13 protein-coding genes are annotated in these 16,238 nt (G+C 42.8%); 9 read left to right on the top strand and 4 right to left on the bottom strand.

The window, feature by feature from the left end; translation table 11 throughout:
• Nucleotides 1–34 precede the first annotated feature (34 nt).
• Genes J2X69_RS09580 through J2X69_RS09570 form a run of 3 tightly spaced genes read right to left on the bottom strand, consistent with a single transcriptional unit; the run spans nucleotide 35 to nucleotide 5,879 of the window.
• Nucleotides 35–1,153, bottom strand: a complete 1,119-nt coding sequence (locus J2X69_RS09580) for an efflux RND transporter periplasmic adaptor subunit (protein ID WP_310102159.1) — start codon at nucleotides 1,151–1,153, stop codon at nucleotides 35–37.
• 46 nt (nucleotides 1,154–1,199) lie between these two features.
• Nucleotides 1,200–4,469: an efflux RND transporter permease subunit gene (locus J2X69_RS09575; RefSeq protein WP_310102156.1), complete on the bottom strand. Its 3,270-nt coding sequence runs from the start codon at nucleotides 4,467–4,469 to the stop codon at nucleotides 1,200–1,202.
• Nucleotides 4,470–4,484: 15 nt separating this feature from the next.
• The gene (locus J2X69_RS09570) at nucleotides 4,485–5,879 is read right to left on the bottom strand and encodes a TolC family protein (RefSeq protein ID WP_310102153.1); all 1,395 of its coding nucleotides are present in this window, start codon (nucleotides 5,877–5,879) and stop codon (nucleotides 4,485–4,487) included.
• A 545-nt stretch (nucleotides 5,880–6,424) separates the two neighbouring features.
• On the opposite strand from J2X69_RS09570, the gene J2X69_RS09565 reads away from it, so the two are divergent.
• The 9 genes from J2X69_RS09565 (at nucleotide 6,425) to dprA (ending at nucleotide 15,325) form a co-directional block, all read left to right on the top strand.
• Nucleotides 6,425–7,510 carry a toxin-antitoxin system YwqK family antitoxin gene (locus J2X69_RS09565; protein ID WP_310102150.1) on the top strand — a complete coding sequence of 362 codons (1,086 nt, stop codon included), beginning with the start codon at nucleotides 6,425–6,427 and terminating at the stop codon, nucleotides 7,508–7,510.
• 59 nt (nucleotides 7,511–7,569) lie between these two features.
• Complete coding sequence (locus J2X69_RS09560; protein ID WP_310102146.1) at nucleotides 7,570–8,508, top strand: phosphoribosylaminoimidazolesuccinocarboxamide synthase; 939 nt, start codon at nucleotides 7,570–7,572, stop codon at nucleotides 8,506–8,508.
• 225 nt (nucleotides 8,509–8,733) lie between these two features.
• Nucleotides 8,734–9,114, top strand: a complete 381-nt coding sequence (locus J2X69_RS09555) for an STAS domain-containing protein (RefSeq protein WP_310102141.1) — start codon at nucleotides 8,734–8,736, stop codon at nucleotides 9,112–9,114.
• The gene (locus J2X69_RS09550; RefSeq protein WP_310102137.1) at nucleotides 9,111–10,028 is read left to right on the top strand and encodes a ribonuclease Z; all 918 of its coding nucleotides are present in this window, start codon (nucleotides 9,111–9,113) and stop codon (nucleotides 10,026–10,028) included. Before J2X69_RS09555 ends, J2X69_RS09550 begins: the two co-directional genes overlap by 4 nt.
• A complete protein-coding gene (locus J2X69_RS09545) occupies nucleotides 10,025–10,816 on the top strand; it encodes a queuosine precursor transporter (protein ID WP_310102134.1) in 792 nt (263 codons plus the stop codon). Before J2X69_RS09550 ends, J2X69_RS09545 begins: the two co-directional genes overlap by 4 nt.
• A 419-nt stretch (nucleotides 10,817–11,235) precedes the next feature.
• Complete coding sequence (locus tag J2X69_RS09540) at nucleotides 11,236–13,002, top strand: DEAD/DEAH box helicase (protein WP_310102131.1); 1,767 nt, start codon at nucleotides 11,236–11,238, stop codon at nucleotides 13,000–13,002.
• A gap of 77 nt (nucleotides 13,003–13,079) precedes the next feature.
• Nucleotides 13,080–13,784, top strand: coding sequence for an RsmE family RNA methyltransferase (locus tag J2X69_RS09535; RefSeq protein ID WP_310102128.1), 705 nt, complete (start codon nucleotides 13,080–13,082; stop codon nucleotides 13,782–13,784).
• 88 nt (nucleotides 13,785–13,872) lie between these two features.
• Nucleotides 13,873–14,226, top strand: a complete 354-nt coding sequence (locus tag J2X69_RS09530; protein WP_310102125.1) for a MerR family transcriptional regulator — start codon at nucleotides 13,873–13,875, stop codon at nucleotides 14,224–14,226.
• The gene (gene dprA, locus J2X69_RS09525) at nucleotides 14,207–15,325 is read left to right on the top strand and encodes a DNA-processing protein DprA (protein WP_310102122.1); all 1,119 of its coding nucleotides are present in this window, start codon (nucleotides 14,207–14,209) and stop codon (nucleotides 15,323–15,325) included. Before J2X69_RS09530 ends, dprA begins: the two co-directional genes overlap by 20 nt.
• Before the next feature lie 11 nt (nucleotides 15,326–15,336).
• Here dprA and J2X69_RS09520 read toward each other — a convergent pair whose 3' ends face one another.
• Complete coding sequence (locus J2X69_RS09520; RefSeq protein ID WP_310102119.1) at nucleotides 15,337–16,188, bottom strand: hydroxymethylglutaryl-CoA lyase; 852 nt, start codon at nucleotides 16,186–16,188, stop codon at nucleotides 15,337–15,339.
• Nucleotides 16,189–16,238 lie beyond the last annotated feature (50 nt).

The following is a 16,238-nucleotide window of genomic DNA, read 5'->3' as shown; positions in this document are numbered from 1 at the left end:
TCAAATTATAAAATATGCAGAAATCACTGACTATCTATTCAGTGATTTCTACTTTTACAGGAGACTTGTCTCTTATTTCTTCTGACACACTTTTCAGCAAAATATCGCTATCATTCAGATCTCCGAAAACTTCAATAATGTCTCCACCGCTTCTTCCCACATTGACAGGAACCCATAGTGTCCTATCATTTTCCATCTTGATTACAAATGTGCCCAAGGTCGAATTCAGAATTGCTGACTGAGGTATTGCATAACTGTTGCCATCAGTATTGATCGGAATCGTCACTTCCGCTATCATCTTTGGGAGTAATTCACCATCAGGATTAGTCACATCCATCTCCACCCGCTCAGCCCGCAAGCGATCATCCAGTGCTCCTGCCAATCGGGAAACCTCCGCTTTGAATACTTTTCCCGGAAACGAACGAACGGTAAATTCTACGACATTACTTTTCTTCATAGTATAAGCGTACAATTCAGGCACGTTAACTACAAGTCTCAGCTTCTTCTGTTCCTGCAATGTGAAGAGCGGTTGCTCCGATCCTCTTCCGGAGGGCCCTACATAGGCTCCCGTGCTCACATTTCGCGAAGTAATTACTCCTGAAAACGGAGCCCTTATTTCCAGGTAATTCTTGGCATCCATCACTTCCTGATAAGCCGCTTTGGCAGATTCCCATTTGGCAAGATCTGATTGCTGAGCTGCAAAAGCCATATCCAAATCATTTTGAGAGATGGTACCCGGGGTTTCACTGGTTTTCAAAACCCGGTCATACCGAGATTTACTTGCCAGATAAACCGCTTCAAATGACTTGAGTCTGGATTCTGCACCTGCCAGTTGGGAACTGATTTCCGGAGCTTCCAGCGTGACCAGCAATTGTCCCTGCTTCACTTCCGTCCCTACATCTACGAGCAGTTTCTGCACAAAACTGCTCACCTTGGCATAGATATCCACCTGCTGATTTGCTATAAGTTCACCCGGAATTCTGAAAGAGGATGACACGGCCCCTTTCTTTAACCGAAAACCTTCGTGGGTCAACACCACAGATTCCGCAGTGGTATCCGAAAATTTCTTTCCTTCAGATTTACAGCTTTGAAAAGCCATGCCAACCGCAATACAAAGAGGTATTGTAAACTTTGAATATTCTCTGATTTTCATTTTTTGCCTAGTTAGGTAATCACTCATAATCAATTGGGTGAACAGCTTAATTGGATTGTGGGATATAATGGATGCTATGTTCATCTTCAGGATCAAGAGAGACACTTTGCGTGGTAGTTTTGGCCTGGGCCCAAGAGAATGCTAAGGGAAGAATGATAAGTGCGGCAATGGTAGAGGCAATCAACCCTCCAATTACAGCTCTTCCCAGCGGAGATGTTTGTTCGGAACCTTCTCCCATTCCGATTGCGATGGGAATCATTCCCACCACCATGGCCATCGCAGTCATCACGATCGGTCGTACCCGCAGAGAAGCGGCTTCTATCGCAGATTTGGTAGCATCTCCATTTTTCAAGCGGAGTTCTTCGGCATTGGTAATGAGAAGAACAGCATTGGAAATAGAAACCCCTACTGACATGATGATTCCCATGTAAGATTGAAGATTAAGTGTAGACCCACTCGCAATCAGTAACAACAATGCCCCCATCAAGACGGCAGGTACGGTCACCAATACCACACCCGATACTTTGAACGATTGGAAGTTTGCCGCAAGCATCAGAAAAATCACCACTATTGCGACCAATAAGCCTCCCTCTAGGCTATCCAGCGTTTCGATAAGTGTGGCACTCATGCCTATCAGCTCTACTTTCAATCCCCTAGGCAGTTCGCCAAGTGAAGCTATAGCAGCATTTACATCAGCTGCCGCTGTCGCCAAATCCATATCATTTAGATTCGCTGTGACGGTTTGCATTGGGTTTGCACCCAAGTTGTCAATCTCGCCTTCAGTCCTGCCTTCCACAAACGTCGCTATATCACTAAGCACAGGCCTTGCAGAATTTCTTTTAATGGGAATTTGTCCAATTTCCTCAATACTGTTCATCTGCCCTTCCGGTACTTGGATCTGCACACTATAGCTGTTACTGTTTGCTTGATCTACCCAAACATTTTTCTCGGTAAACCTAGAGGAAGAGGTCGATGCAATAAGAGACCGGGACACGTCACTGATATCCACCCCAAGCTGCGCAGCTCTGAGTCTGTCGATGGAAATATTTATGGTCGGATAATTCACAGACTGTCCTATCTGTATATCTCTGAGGTAATCAATTGTTTTCAGTTTATCGATCAGTTTCCTTGCGTATTCCCTATTCAACTCTTTATTACGGCCTACAAAACGAACTTCAATCGGTGTAGGAGAGCCTTGACTGAGGATTTTATCAGTCAGTTCTATAGGTTCAAAGGACAGACTCATCCTAGGGTTGATTACGCCGGCTTTCTCACGGATAGCATCTTTGAGTTCATCCAAATTCACCTCGTAATCACTGTTCAAAGCAACCTGAAGCACTGCCTCATGCGGACCCGACATCCAGAGAAAAACAGGATTGATGGAATAAAGCTGGGGATGCAGCCCTACATAAGCGGATGTCACAGAGATATTCTCCTTTCCTACGATCTCGTCAATCCCGGCCAGCAGCTTGATAGTTTCCGCCTCGGTCGTTTCCATCCTGGTACCGTCAGGTAATTTCATCCTCAACTGAAACTGCCTACCATCTACCCGGGGTAAAACATCTCTACCGATCCCGTTCACCATCAATGCCACCAGCCCTACACTGACGATCAAATAAATGATCAATACAGGTTTACTGTAGGGAAGCAGCGATTCTATCAAGTTTAAATAACGTCTACGGAATCGTTCAAATAGACTGATTTTACCATCCCGATTGATATCAACCCGCTGTGCCAATAATACTTTTTGTCCATGGCTACTTTCTAAAGAACTGTCTACACCCGCCGACCTAAGCTCTTCCTGTTCATTCATTTGGCTACCGTCCGTCTTCGTGTGATGCTTTACTTTCATCAGCCAATTTGCCAAGACAGGGACGAAGGTTTGAGAAAGAAAATAGGATGCGATCATACTGAATCCAATCGCTAAAGCCAAAGGAAGGAAAAGCGAACCGGGAATGCCTCCCATGGTAAATGCGGGGGCAAACACCGCCAAAATACAAAGCAAAATGAGTAATTTAGGGTAGGCGATTTCCGCACAGGCATGCCAAATTGCAAGTGCTTTGGGTTTGCCCATATCAAAATGCTGGTGAATATTTTCTATAGTCACTGTGCTCTCATCCACCAAAATCCCTATCGCCAAAGCCAAACCGCTCAGAGTCATAATGTTTATTGTCTGACCAAACAAATTCAAGAATAAAACAGACGTAATAATTGAAGCAGGAATAGTCAAAATCACAATCAAAGCTCCGCGGGCATCACCCAAAAAAAGTAAAACCATCAAACCTGTAAGAACCGCACCAATAATCCCCTCATGCATCAAGCTGTCCACTGAATTAATCACGTACTGGGACTGGTCAAACTCAAAAGTAAGTTTGACATCCTCTGGCAATTGGCTTTGAATATCGGGAATGGATTTCTTTAGGTTTTGAACTACCTCCCAAGTGGATGCATCCGCACTTTTGGCAATACTTAAGTAAACAGATCTCCTTCCATTCACCAAGGCATAACCAGATGCAATGTCCGATCCGTCTACCACAGTAGCCACATCCTTCATGTAGAGATTATGGACATCTTCTTTGAACAGCGGAATATCTTCAAACTCCTGAACTGTACTTAAAATCGTGTTAGCAGGAGTTAAATAGTTTACATCTCCGATCCGTACATTTCCGGAAGGTGTAGTGATGTTATTTACCCGCATGGCCTCTACAAGCTGATCAGGGGTAAGATTGTGGTCACGGAGCTTTTTCGGATCCACTTTGATCACTACAGTTCTGGAACTCCCGCCAAAAGGAGGTGAAGAAACCAATCCGGGAATTGAAGTGAAGGTCGAGCGTACATTTATATTTGCGATATCGAGAAGCTCATTATTCGCTCTGGTATCCGAGCTTAAAACCAATTGTCCTACAGGCAATGTAGACGCATCAAAGCGGATTATAAAGGGTGGATTTGAGCCCGGTGGAAATACGGCCTGAATTCTATTGGAAAAGGCACTGATCTCTGCAGCTGCCTGAGCCATGTCTGTACCCGGATAAAACTCTATCTTCATCAAGGTCAAGCCTTGAATGTTTTTTGTGGTAATCTGCTTTATTCCATTGACAAAGAGAAAAATATTGACATAAGTTTTCCCATAGAATGCTTCCATCTGCTCAGGCATATAACCTCCGTGTGGATGAGACAAGTAAAGTACAGGAAGGTCTAATTGGGGAAAAATGTCAATTTTGATGGTATCCACAGCCTTTATTCCAAAGAACAAAAGACCCACTACCAACACTAAAATTGTAATTGGTTTTCTTAATGCAAAACGTATCAATTCCATTTCAATCGCTGTGGTTTAAAGTTGGTCTTCGAATAAGCTGTAATCTCCGGCTGCAGCAGCCTTAAAGAGCAAAGCTTGCCATACATTGTTATTGGCAATGGCCATATCAGTTTCAGCCCTGATTAAGAGGTAAAGGGTTTGGGTGACATTTACCAAATCAGTCAGGCCGTTTTCATACAAAGCAAGCTGTCTCTGGTAGGCCTGTGAAGCAGCCGTGACCTGAATGGGCGCTTCATTTACACTTTCCAAAGCATTTTGCAGCTTTTTATCTGACAAATTTCCCTGTAAACGAATCTGAAGCTCTGCTTGCCGGTATTCTTCCAAAAGCGCGGCATTGATAAATTTCTGAGACTGAACCTGCTTGGAAGTCCTTAGAATCTGGGAAAGGTTCCACGTGAGCCCTACTCCTACTAGGTAGTTTGATCTGGTAGGATTGATGCCATCCCAGTAGGAATGTGAAAAGTCCGTATCATCCAAATTGTAGGTAGGCCCAAAACCGGAAGCACGCGTCTGGACAATCCCGATCAAAGCAATCGAAGGATAATTGAAGGTGCGGAAATAGGCAGTCTGCTGCTCATTCACATTGACCCTAGCCCGGTACCATTCCAATAGTGGGTGATTCGAAATGCCCGTGTCGGCTACAAATTCTTGCGGAACCCTAGAGAGAAACAGGGTGTCCAGTGTGTATTCCTTGCTGTCGACACCAATCAGGTTCATCAGGGTATTTTGAGCTTCCAATTCTCTATCCAGAGATTTCAGGTAAGCGATTTTAGCATTGGAAAACTCCGCATCGGCCTGAGAAGAATCCACTCCGGCGATCAAACCGTTTCTGGCTTTAGCTTTTACGATCTGCTGGAAAGTCGCTGCTCTTTCCATGTTTTTCTCAAAAGTAACCGTGAGCTTATGTGCAGCTACTCCGTCTAGATAGGCACTAGCTACCTTTACTTGATGCTGGAATATTTCTTGAGTCAGGTCTTTTTGGTCCTGATCAGCAACAGCCTCAGCAGTTAGTATTTTTCTGGAAGCCCTTCCAAACGAAAAAACCTCCCAGTTGATGTTGGCAACGTAGGAAGCGCCAAATGCCGCATCCCAGTTTTGCTCACTTCGGGGAAGACCGGAAGAAGCTACTCCATAGCCGCCAAATCCCCATAATGGACTGATTATCCCATTCACAGTTCCGTAATCCTGCTGGGCAGAAAGTGTAAAATCAGGCAGATATTCCCGTTTGGCTTTGTCTGCCAGCGCAATGGAGGATGCCGCATAATATCCCTTTGCCTGAATGGTTCCATAATTGGTTACCGCCATATCCACAGCCTCTTTGATTGTGAGCGTTTCCTGACCATAGACATTGCCTACAGATATCAACAGCAGCAGTAAAATGCATAAAAGCTCACTTTTTGATTTGTTCATAAACCCAATTTTATTCATCTAATGGCAAAAGCCAGTCTAGCATTCTTTACAAACTCCTTGTCTTATTTTTCAAAAGTGATTCGATTGGACAATATCCTGATCAAGCATTTTTTTTTAACCGAACCTTTACCAACCGGTTAATTACAGGAATTTTAAATCTTCAGATTCAATACATAGTGGGTTTATTGCGCTTGCAAGACTTAAAAAAAGTCCCTCATTCCGGCAAGATGTATTGCGCTAACTTGGTCGGTGACTTTCGTGCTACTTCCGATTAGTGTATATACATCTGATTTTCCTGCATGATAATACAGTGGCCTTAGTATACCGCGGACTCATTGATGACTCCTTAAATCTTTTTTACAAATGGAAAATGGGATACACGAAAAAAAGTAAGCCCGAATATTTCTATTACTCCTTGAAATAGATTCAACCAACTAAAAAAAACACAATCAGGAATAAGATTTTTTTATACTCTTACCAATGAATGGAATATTTACCAGAGATTTGACAACTTGTCAAGGTCATCTTCCCAAAACCCAAAAACTGTGAGAAAAACAATTGCCTTTATCCTTTTGACAATTTTAGCTCAGTATTCCTACGCTCAGGACACTATCCGTACCTACTATGACGAGGAGGAAACCCTCATCAAGGAATTGTTTTTTGTGGTGAATGGGAAAGCCAACGGTGAAATCAAGCGCTTTGACGGAGAGGGAAACCTTGTTCTTATCGGACAACTGAAAGATGACCAAAGAAATGGGCTGTTTGTGGATTTGGACCCTGACACAGGAGATACCGTGAGAACCATTCCTTTTGTAGAAAATGTCCGGTCGGGAGAATCCAGAAGCTATTTCCCCGGTGGCAAACTTAAGCAAACATCCATTTATATAGCTAACCGGATCGAAGGAGAAGTGATCACCTATTATGAATCCGGTCAGATTAGCGATAAAACCAACTTCAAAAACAACAAGCCAAATGGTGTGAGCGAAACATTCTATGAATCGGGAAAACAAGCTTCCAAAGTTCATTTCTTCGAAGGTAAATACGATGGTCTTTTCGAAGAATTTACAGAAAGTGGCCAAATTCTCATTTCTGCCATCTATTCAGACGGAGAACTGGACGGCAGAGAAACTCAATTCTATGAAGATGGACAGGTACTTTCCGTGATTGACTTCTCAAAAGGGCTTTTGGATGGAATCTATGAGCTCAATTATCCCGATGGATCACCGAAACGAAGAGGGAGCTATAAGAAAGGATATGAGGAAGGAGAATTGGTTTCCTATTACCAAAATGGAGAAATCAGAGAAAGGGGAATTTTTAAAAAGGGAATACCGACCCAGCCAACTGAAAAATATTACCCTTCCGGTGCAATTGAGCAAAAAAAGAGCTTTGACAAGCTGGGTAATCCTGTATTGGAAATAAACTACTTTGAAAATGGCCAAGTTAATTTTGCTGTCAATTACCAGGACAACAAACCTGAAGGAGAAGTAAGAGTCTACAGAGAAGACGGATCTCTTGAAGAAATAAGAAGATTTAAAGCCGGAAAACTGGATGGAAATCGGGATTTTTTTGATGAAAAGGAAGCCCTCATCACTACCGAGATCTACGAAATGGGTAACAAAATCAATAAATAATAGATCAGGCTAGAGAAGAAAGGCAAAGCTTTTTCTATTTTTGCCCAAACAATAAAAGGATGAGTAACGCAATCAAAGAAACCCATTTCCAGTTTCCGGGACAACAGGGATTTTACAAAGGTAAAGTTCGTGATGTCTATATGTTTGACAAAGAATTGGTTGTAGTCGCATCCGACAGAATTTCAGCATTTGACGTGGTTTTGCCCAAACCGATTCCTTACAAGGGGCAGGTGCTGAACCAGATCGCCGCCAAATTCTTGGCTGCTACATCCGATATTGTGCCGAACTGGGTCACTTCCACCCCCGATCCCAATGTAACTATAGGTATCCGGTGTGAGCCTTTCAAAGTAGAAATGGTGATTCGGGGATACATGTCCGGTCATGCGGCCAGAGAGTATAAAGCAGGAAAGCGTACTATCTGTGGAGTAGCGATGCCTGAGCACATGCGTGAAAATGACCCTTTCCCTGAGCCAATCATTACACCTACTACTAAGGCTGACGAAGGACATGACGAAGATATTTCCAGAGAAGAAATTCTGAAACAGGGAATAGTAAGTGCTGCAGATTACGAGCAACTGGAAAAGTACACCAGAGCATTGTTCCGGCGCGGTCAGGAAATGGCCAATGAAATGGGACTAATCTTGGTCGACACCAAATATGAATTCGGAAAGGTAGGCGATAAAATCCTCCTGATTGACGAAATCCATACGCCTGATTCTTCCCGCTATTTCTATGCAGATGGATATGAAGAAAATCAGGCCAAGGGGATCGCTCAAAAGCAACTTTCCAAAGAATTTGTGAGACAATGGTTAATTTCGAATGGTTTTCAGGGCAAGGATGGACAATCTGTGCCTGAAATGACAGACGAAATTGTAGAAAGCATCTCTGATCGCTATATTGAGCTCTTCGAAAAAATAACAGGAGAGAAATTCCAAAAAGCTAACACAACAGAAATCGAGTCTAGAATCGAAAAAGCAATTCTTTCGCATCTAGGCTAAAAGACCAATTAACTTATATTATGAAATCGAGTTTGCCTGCGGTAGGCAGGGATTCCCCGTCCGACAACAGGCGGACATCCCGTTTCCTTCGTCACGGACAAGTTATTACCTTTAAAAAACAAACACATGAAATCGAGCATGATCCCGTACCTACGGGACCACACACCGGGATGATTATAATACATGCGAGATTCCATATGACCACTGAAAAACAATTATAATCATATGAAATATTCAATAGATAAAAAAGAACAGTACGTCATCTTCACTCCACAGGAAGAGAAATTGGATTCATTGCTTGCCCCGGTTATGAAATCTGAATTATTGACGATTCATGCTGAAGGCTTCGAAAATCTGGTTTTGGACATGAGCGAGGTAAAATATGTGGATTCATCAGGACTAAGCGCTTTGCTGGTTGGAGATAGAGAATTTGGCAAAAACGGCGGTGTTTTCATCATTTCCGGAGTTCAGGATCATGTGATGAAGCTTTTGAAAATCTCCATGCTGGACAAAAAATTAAACCTGGTGAACTCTCTTGAAGAAGCTAGCGAAGCTATCTTCATGCATGCCATTGAAAGCGGAGAAGAAGAGGAGGAGGAAGGTTGATACCGGAGTTTGAAGTCACCATATTAGGAAACACTTCTTCTATCCCTGTGCATGGAAGACATCATACTGCCCAAGTCGTTAGATTTGGGCAGGATTTTTTACTGCTTGACTGTGGAGAGGCCATGCAGTTGCAAGCTCGTGCCTTCAAGATCAGAGTCTCCAAAATCAATACTATTTTCATTTCTCATCTTCACGGAGATCACTATTTGGGATTGGTTGGACTTCTTTCGAGCTATCACTTAGCCAAAAGAACAAGTCCGCTAACCCTCTTTGGTCCCCAGGGACTAGACGAAATCATCACTACGCATTTTCGCTGGAGCAATACAAAACTGAGTTATCCCCTCACTTTTGTACAAACCCATGACGATGGATTGAACCTACTTCTGGACACTCCTAGATATCAGGTGTATAGTTTCCCTTTAAAACATAGATTACCGACGACCGGTTTTCTGATCAAAGAAAAACATGGGCTTAGGAGTATGATCAAGGAAAAATTGCAGCAAGACAATCTATCTTTTGCTGCTATACAATCCCTTCGCAAGGGAATCGATTATAAAGATGAAAATGGCAAAAAGTACAAAGTCAACGCCTATACGCATCCTTTGCCTCCGCTTCGCTCCTATGCCTACTGCTCAGACACTATATATAATCCTGATTTGAAACCATACCTAGAGAATGTAGATCTGCTTTACCATGAATCCACTTTTATGGAAGACAATCGGGAGCGGGCAGCAGTGACTTTTCACAGCACCGCAAAGCAAGCCGCAGAAATTGCAAAAATAAGTGGCGTGAAAAAGTTGCTTCTCGGTCATTTCTCTTCACGATATACGGATCTGGAGCTTATGTTAGGGGAAGCAAAAAGTGTGTTTCCTTCTAGTATTTTAAGTGAGGAAGGTCAGACATACGCTATATGAACAAAGCACAAAATTCCCGCAAGACCAATCTTTTCATCATTCTGGGCAGCATCTTTCTGACCAATGCAATTCTTGCGGAGATCATAGGTGTAAAGATATTTTCCGCAGAGAAAACCTTGGGGTTTGCTCCCGTAAACTGGACTTTTTTTGAAGTATATTTATTGGATTTCAACCTAACGGCCGGTGCCATAATATGGCCTGTGGTCTTTATCACGACCGATATTATCAATGAGTACTTTGGTAAAAAAGGCGTAAAAAAAATCTCATTTCTGACTGCCGGATTGATTGCCTATTCATTTGTAGTAATCAGTGTGGTCACCGCTTTGACACCGGCGGATTTCTGGCTGGATGTGAATGCCACTACACCTACAGGTGATAGTTTTAATATCAGCTATGCTTTCAACACAATCTTCCGACAAGGACTTGGTATCATCATCGGTTCACTCACGGCGTTCCTAATAGGTCAATTGATCGATGTGTATGTGTTTCAAAAGTTGAGAGCTATCACAGGTGAAAGCAAAATCTGGCTAAGAGCCACCGGATCCACCTTGGTCAGTCAGTTTATCGATTCATTTGTAGTGCTGGGAATCGCTTTCTACGTGTTTGGAAACTGGAGTGTAAGCCAGATCATCGCAGTGGGAATAATGAATTACATCTATAAAATGGTCGTTGCTATTGCGCTTACACCGTTACTTTACCTAGGTCATGGGCTGATTGACCGCTACCTAGGCAAAAAACTGGCTGAAGAAATGATAGCGGAAGCGAGTGAGGATAAATCCTTCCTTTGATAGTTGCCTCATCGAGGGAAGGAAAGAAAAAATTCAACTTATTATTAAGGAAAAGTTAGCAAGTGATTAATTGCAGGAAAATAGGCTAATTCATTATTTTTCAGAGAAATCTCAAGCTGAAAGGTGATATTTAAAAGGTGAGAATAAAAAAGGCGAAACTTATAAATTTGATTTCACCCCATACAATCCCCTGTAAAACCATTATTCCACTAGTCCAACCAAATATTTATCTCCAAAAGCAGTCATTTTTTCACGATTATTCTAAAAACTTTCGACCACTGTTTGGTATTACAAAATATTAATCCTACTTTTGTGCCGTCAATAAGACATAGAACAAAATTTTTCGTGCCGTGAATTCCTTACTGTCGCTTGTCGGGATATTTACTAGGACCGAATGGCAGGGAAATTAAGGAAACATCATGGATCAAACACTCAAGTTCTCAGACTTGGGAATTTCTTCAGAAATTCTTAAGTCAGTGGAAGAGATGGGCTATACCCAACCTTCCCCAATTCAAATTCAATCAATCCCTTTTATCCTGCAAGGAAGAGATGTCATAGGACAAGCTCAAACAGGTACGGGTAAAACAGCAGCTTTTGCTATCCCAATCATCGATTTGGTCGATGCAGATCTCAACAAGCCGCAAGCAATCATTCTTTGCCCTACCCGTGAACTTGCTGTTCAGGTAGAAGGCGAAATTCAAAAACTTGCCAAATATCACAGGGCAATCAATTCTGTAGCTATCTACGGTGGTGAATCTATTGATCGTCAGATCAGAGTTCTCCGTAAAGGCGTTCAGATCGTAGTAGGTACTCCAGGCCGTGTACAAGATCACATCAACCGTGGCACATTAAAGCTTGATTCAGTAGGCATCCTTGTATTGGATGAGGCTGATGAGATGCTGGACATGGGCTTCAGGGATGATATCGAAGCTATCCTTCAGGAAATGCCGGATGAAAGACAGACAGTCTTCTTCTCCGCTACTATGGCCAAGCCTATCATGGACTTGACCAGAAAATATCAGACAAATCCAGAAATTGTCAAAATTGACAAAAAGGAATTGACTGTATCCAATATTGAACAAACCTATTACGAAGTCAAAAATCCATTGAAATTGGAATTGATGGCTCGTTTGATGAACGTTCACAACATCAACCTAAGTGTGGTATTCTGTAATACCAAAAGAATGGTGGATGAAGTGACTGAAGGATTAGTCGCAAGAGGAATCGCCGCGGATGCACTTCACGGAGACTTATCCCAAGCTCAGCGGGACAAAGTAATGGGCAAATTCCGTAAAGGACATTGCAAAGTATTGGTTGCTACAGATGTGGCAGCTAGAGGAATTGACGTAGACAATGTAGAGGCTGTATTCAATTACGACCTTCCATTAGACGAAGAATATTACGTACACCGAATCGGCCGTACAGGTCGTGCCGGCAAAAACGGTAAAGCGATCAACTTTGTGACAGGTAGAAGAGATAGCTTCAAGATGAGAGATTTGGAAAGATATACCAAAGCTACTATCACGAAGATGTCCCCTCCTTCTGCTGCCGAATTGATTGAATTGAAAAAAGCTCAGTTCATCCAAAAAGTAACAGAGCAGGTTCAGAAAGAAGAAGACAACCAAATCTTCGAAGCAACTATAGGCCAGATGCTTGCTGAAGGTCTTACACTTGATCAAGTGGCAGTAGGCCTTATCAAAATCGTAATGGGCGACTCAGTGAAAGAAATGAGCGAACAGAACTTTAGCATTGATGCCAGCGGTGGAGACAGAAGAAGAGATGGTGGACGTGACGGCGGAAGATTCGAAAGAGGTGGACGCGGTGAAAGAGGAGAACGTAGCGAAAGAGGCGGAAGAAACGAAAGAGGCGGTGAGAGAAGAAGAGAATTCGGAAACCGTGAAGGTGGATCAAGAGATGGTGGTAAAAGACCTGAAAGAGCTCGTGAAGCAAACATGACCCGTCTGTTTTTGAACCTTGGTGCAAAAGACAGAATCCGTCCAAATGATATTGTAGGTGCGATTGCAGGTGAAACCGGAGTACCGGGACGCAGCATTGGCGGCATCGATATCTATGACAACTTCTCTTTCGTGGATGTTCCTTCCAAAGACGCTGATCAGGTGATCCAAGGAATGAAAAATAACACCATCAAAGGCAAGAGTGTCAGCATGGAAGTCTCTAAAGGTTAATAGATTTTAAGGTTTATATGGTTCAAAGCACATTTCTTCATTGAAATGTGCTTTTTTTGTGTCTTATTAAATTGCATATGCAGCTCTTTTTTCAAGAAAACATCACCCCTCCTCTTATCACACTGGAACCGGATGAATCCAAGCATCTATGTCGGGTGCTTCGCAAAAAGCAAGGGGATCATGTATTTGTGACAAATGGAGCAGGTCTTCTTTTTGAATGCGTGATACTGGAAGCAAACCCCAAAAAGACAAGCCTGAAAGTGCTGAACACTACCGAAGTGGAAGAAGACAGCTTTCATATTCACCTCGCCATCGCTCCTACCAAAAGCCCCGATAGAATGGAGTGGATGGTGGAGAAAATCACTGAAATCGGCTTTCATGAACTTACTCTTCTACAAACCGTGAATTCAGAAAGAAGCTATCTAAAAACTGATCGCCTGGAGAAAAAAATTATCTCTGCCTGTAAGCAAAGCCTGAAGTACCGAATCCCTACCCTGCATCCAATTGCAAAATTGGATGAAATTCTGGGCTCGGGAGAATTTGAAGATTATCAGAAGTTTATCGCTTATGTGGATGAGCATCATGAGCAACATTTGTTTGACATAGCTGAATCACGGGGAAAGTACCTGGTTCTGATAGGCCCGGAAGGCGATTTTGATCCGGTCGAAATCCAAAAAGCATTGGATATGGGTTTCAAACCTGTATCATTGGGCAAGGCAAGGCTACGCACAGAAACAGCAGGTCTGGCAGTTATACAAATGCTACAAACACTAAATCGATAAAATAATCGTTTTTTTCACAATGTGTTAAAGTTCTTGTTGAATAAACTATTGCATTTTCCTTAATTTAGAGTCAAAGAAAATTTTTACCGTGCCGTACAAAGAGCGAGAAATAGAAAAGAAATATCATTCCATTGGTGAAGTAGCCCTGATGTTCAAGGTGGCGCCTTCCTTGATTAGATACTGGGAGGGTGAGTTTGATATCATTCGTCCAAAGAAAGACAGAAAAGGAAACAGACGTTATACCAAGGTAGATATCCAAAAAATCAAATACATCTACCATTTGGTTAAGGAAAAAGGGTATACACTCCAAGGAGCCCAAGAAGTGATAAAATCCGGCAAGGAACAAGGATTTGACAAGGTGGAGGCGGTTCAAAAGCTTCAGGAAATCAGAGATTTTTTAATAAATATCAGGGACGAATTCAATGCAAAATCAGACGCATGATGATCTAAGATACCTTTTGGCACTATCTCTAGCTCCCAAAATTGGGCCTGGAGTTTTCAAAGCCATTATGGCTTATTCAGGTTCTGCCTACAATTTTTTCAAACTACCTAAAGGAAAGGTAGCTAAGACTCCCAAAGTCGGTGAGAAATTACTGGCCCTTCGAAATCAAGAAATAGAACTGCTTCGCAAAGCCGATGAGCTAATCGATGAATGTGAAAAAAAGCATTTTCAGATCCTCACTCCTCTTCACCCTGATTTCCCGCAGCGTTTCAAAATGCAGGAGGATAGCCCTGTTGTAATTTTCACACAAGGCAAAAACCTGCTCAACCTAGAGCGCACAGTAGGAATAGTGGGAACCCGAAGTGCGACTGCTTACGGGAAATCTGCCACCCGAAAGATTATAGAAGACTTAGCCATTTATCAGCCCGCAATTATTTCAGGTTTGGCTTATGGAATTGATATTGAAGCGCACCGGGCAGCCTTAGCAGTAGGATTGCCTACTATCGCCGTGATGGGATCTCCTATTGGCCATATTTATCCCGCTGTTCACAAAAAAACGGCGGAGACAATTATGAAAAACGGCACTTTGGTCAGTGAATATGCTCCCGGAAGCACCATGGTACCGGGTAATTTCCCCGCAAGAAACCGTATTATAGCGAGCCTCTCAGACGCACTGATCGTAGTGGAAGCAGCTGAAAAAGGAGGTGCATTGATCACCGCGGAAATTGCCTACAGCTACGACAAAGATGTTTTTGCCGTACCCGGCAACCTGCAATCACAGTATAGTGAAGGTTGCAATCTACTTATCAAGAAAATGAAGGCTAATATCTACACCGGTCCAAATGATATAGCGGAAGCACTTTTTTGGAGCAAACCCGGTGAAGTAAAAGCTAACAAACCTCAACTTGATTTGACCAATCGGGATAAAGAAGATCAGGCTATTCTTGGACTTTTGATGGAAAAAGAGGAAGTAGAAATTGATTCGCTTAGTGTTGCCACAGAGATACCCCTCGGTATGCTTTCGTCTAAATTGCTGGCATTGGAATTTGAGGGCATAGTGAAGTCACTTCCCGGGAAGAAATATAAGCTCCTAGCATAGTCACTCCCTTTTCAAGGATTAAACACAAAATTTGCCAGCTTCATAGCCTCCCCAAACTCTGTTTTGTTGATTCCGAGATCAAAACCTGCAGATTCCAAGGTGTCAATTATTACCTCAGTGGCCATATTTCCGACCAATTCATCATCAGCCATAGGACAGCCTCCGAAGCCTTTAAGCGCACCGTCAAAGCGCCTGCAGCCCGCTTTTGCCCCAGCTCGTATTTTCGAAGCGATAGTCTCCGGTCTACTATGTAGATGCGCACCAAACTCGATGTGGGGGAAAGCAGAGATCTGCAAGCTCAGCAAACTTCCGATCAACTCAGGATCCGCTGCTCCAATAGTATCTGATAGCGAGATTATTTTCACTCCCAGCTGATCCAACTTTTCCACCAAACCTGCTACCAGTTCCGGTGAATAGGGATCTCCATAGGGATTTCCAAATCCCATACTGAGGTAGGTGACTAGGGTCTTGCCCTTAACTTCACATAAGTTCTGGATCGCTTCTACCGTATTCAAAGCCTGCTTGATGCTGACATTGGTATTGCGCTTCTGAAAAGTCTCAGATACTGAAAGTGGGAATCCCAGGTAATCGATCTCTGGAAAATCCATCGCATCCTCGGCTCCGCGTACATTGGCTACTATCGCCAGAAGTTTACTCTTGGCATGATGTAAATCCAATAAGCTCAGAACCTCGGCAGTGTCACGCATCTGAGGAATCGCTTTAGGATTTACAAAACTCCCGAAATCTATCGTATCAAAACCAACTTCCAACAATTGATTGATATACGCAGCTTTGATAGCGGTATCAATAAATCCGGAAATTCCCTGCATCGCATCCCGCGGGCATTCTATCAATTTAATCATGTCACAAGTTATCAAAGATCATTTACTCCACCACTGATTTTTCAGGCAAG

The organism is Algoriphagus sp. 4150 (assembly GCF_031457395.1).
GTDB lineage: Bacteria > Bacteroidota > Bacteroidia > Cytophagales > Cyclobacteriaceae > Algoriphagus.
The sequence above is the reverse complement of the archived record's forward strand: the minus strand, read 5'-3'. Positions and strand labels throughout refer to the sequence as shown.

Excerpts from the sequence above, each read along its gene's own strand:
- J2X69_RS09580 (WP_310102159.1), bottom strand. The coding sequence starts at position 1,153 with ATGAAAATCAGAGAATATTCAAAGTTTACAATACCTCTTTGTATTGCG.
- J2X69_RS09575 (WP_310102156.1), bottom strand. The coding sequence starts at position 4,469 with ATGGAATTGATACGTTTTGCATTAAGAAAACCAATTACAATTTTAGTG.
- J2X69_RS09570 (WP_310102153.1), bottom strand. The coding sequence starts at position 5,879 with ATGAACAAATCAAAAAGTGAGCTTTTATGCATTTTACTGCTGCTGTTG.
- J2X69_RS09560 (WP_310102146.1), top strand. The coding sequence starts at position 7,570 with ATGAGTAACGCAATCAAAGAAACCCATTTCCAGTTTCCGGGACAACAG.
- J2X69_RS09555 (WP_310102141.1), top strand. The coding sequence starts at position 8,734 with ATGAAATATTCAATAGATAAAAAAGAACAGTACGTCATCTTCACTCCA.
- J2X69_RS09545 (WP_310102134.1), top strand. The coding sequence starts at position 10,025 with ATGAACAAAGCACAAAATTCCCGCAAGACCAATCTTTTCATCATTCTG.
- J2X69_RS09540 (WP_310102131.1), top strand. The coding sequence starts at position 11,236 with ATGGATCAAACACTCAAGTTCTCAGACTTGGGAATTTCTTCAGAAATT.
- J2X69_RS09535 (WP_310102128.1), top strand. The coding sequence starts at position 13,080 with ATGCAGCTCTTTTTTCAAGAAAACATCACCCCTCCTCTTATCACACTG.
- dprA (WP_310102122.1), top strand. The coding sequence starts at position 14,207 with ATGCAAAATCAGACGCATGATGATCTAAGATACCTTTTGGCACTATCT.
- J2X69_RS09520 (WP_310102119.1), bottom strand. The coding sequence starts at position 16,188 with ATGATTAAATTGATAGAATGCCCGCGGGATGCGATGCAGGGAATTTCC.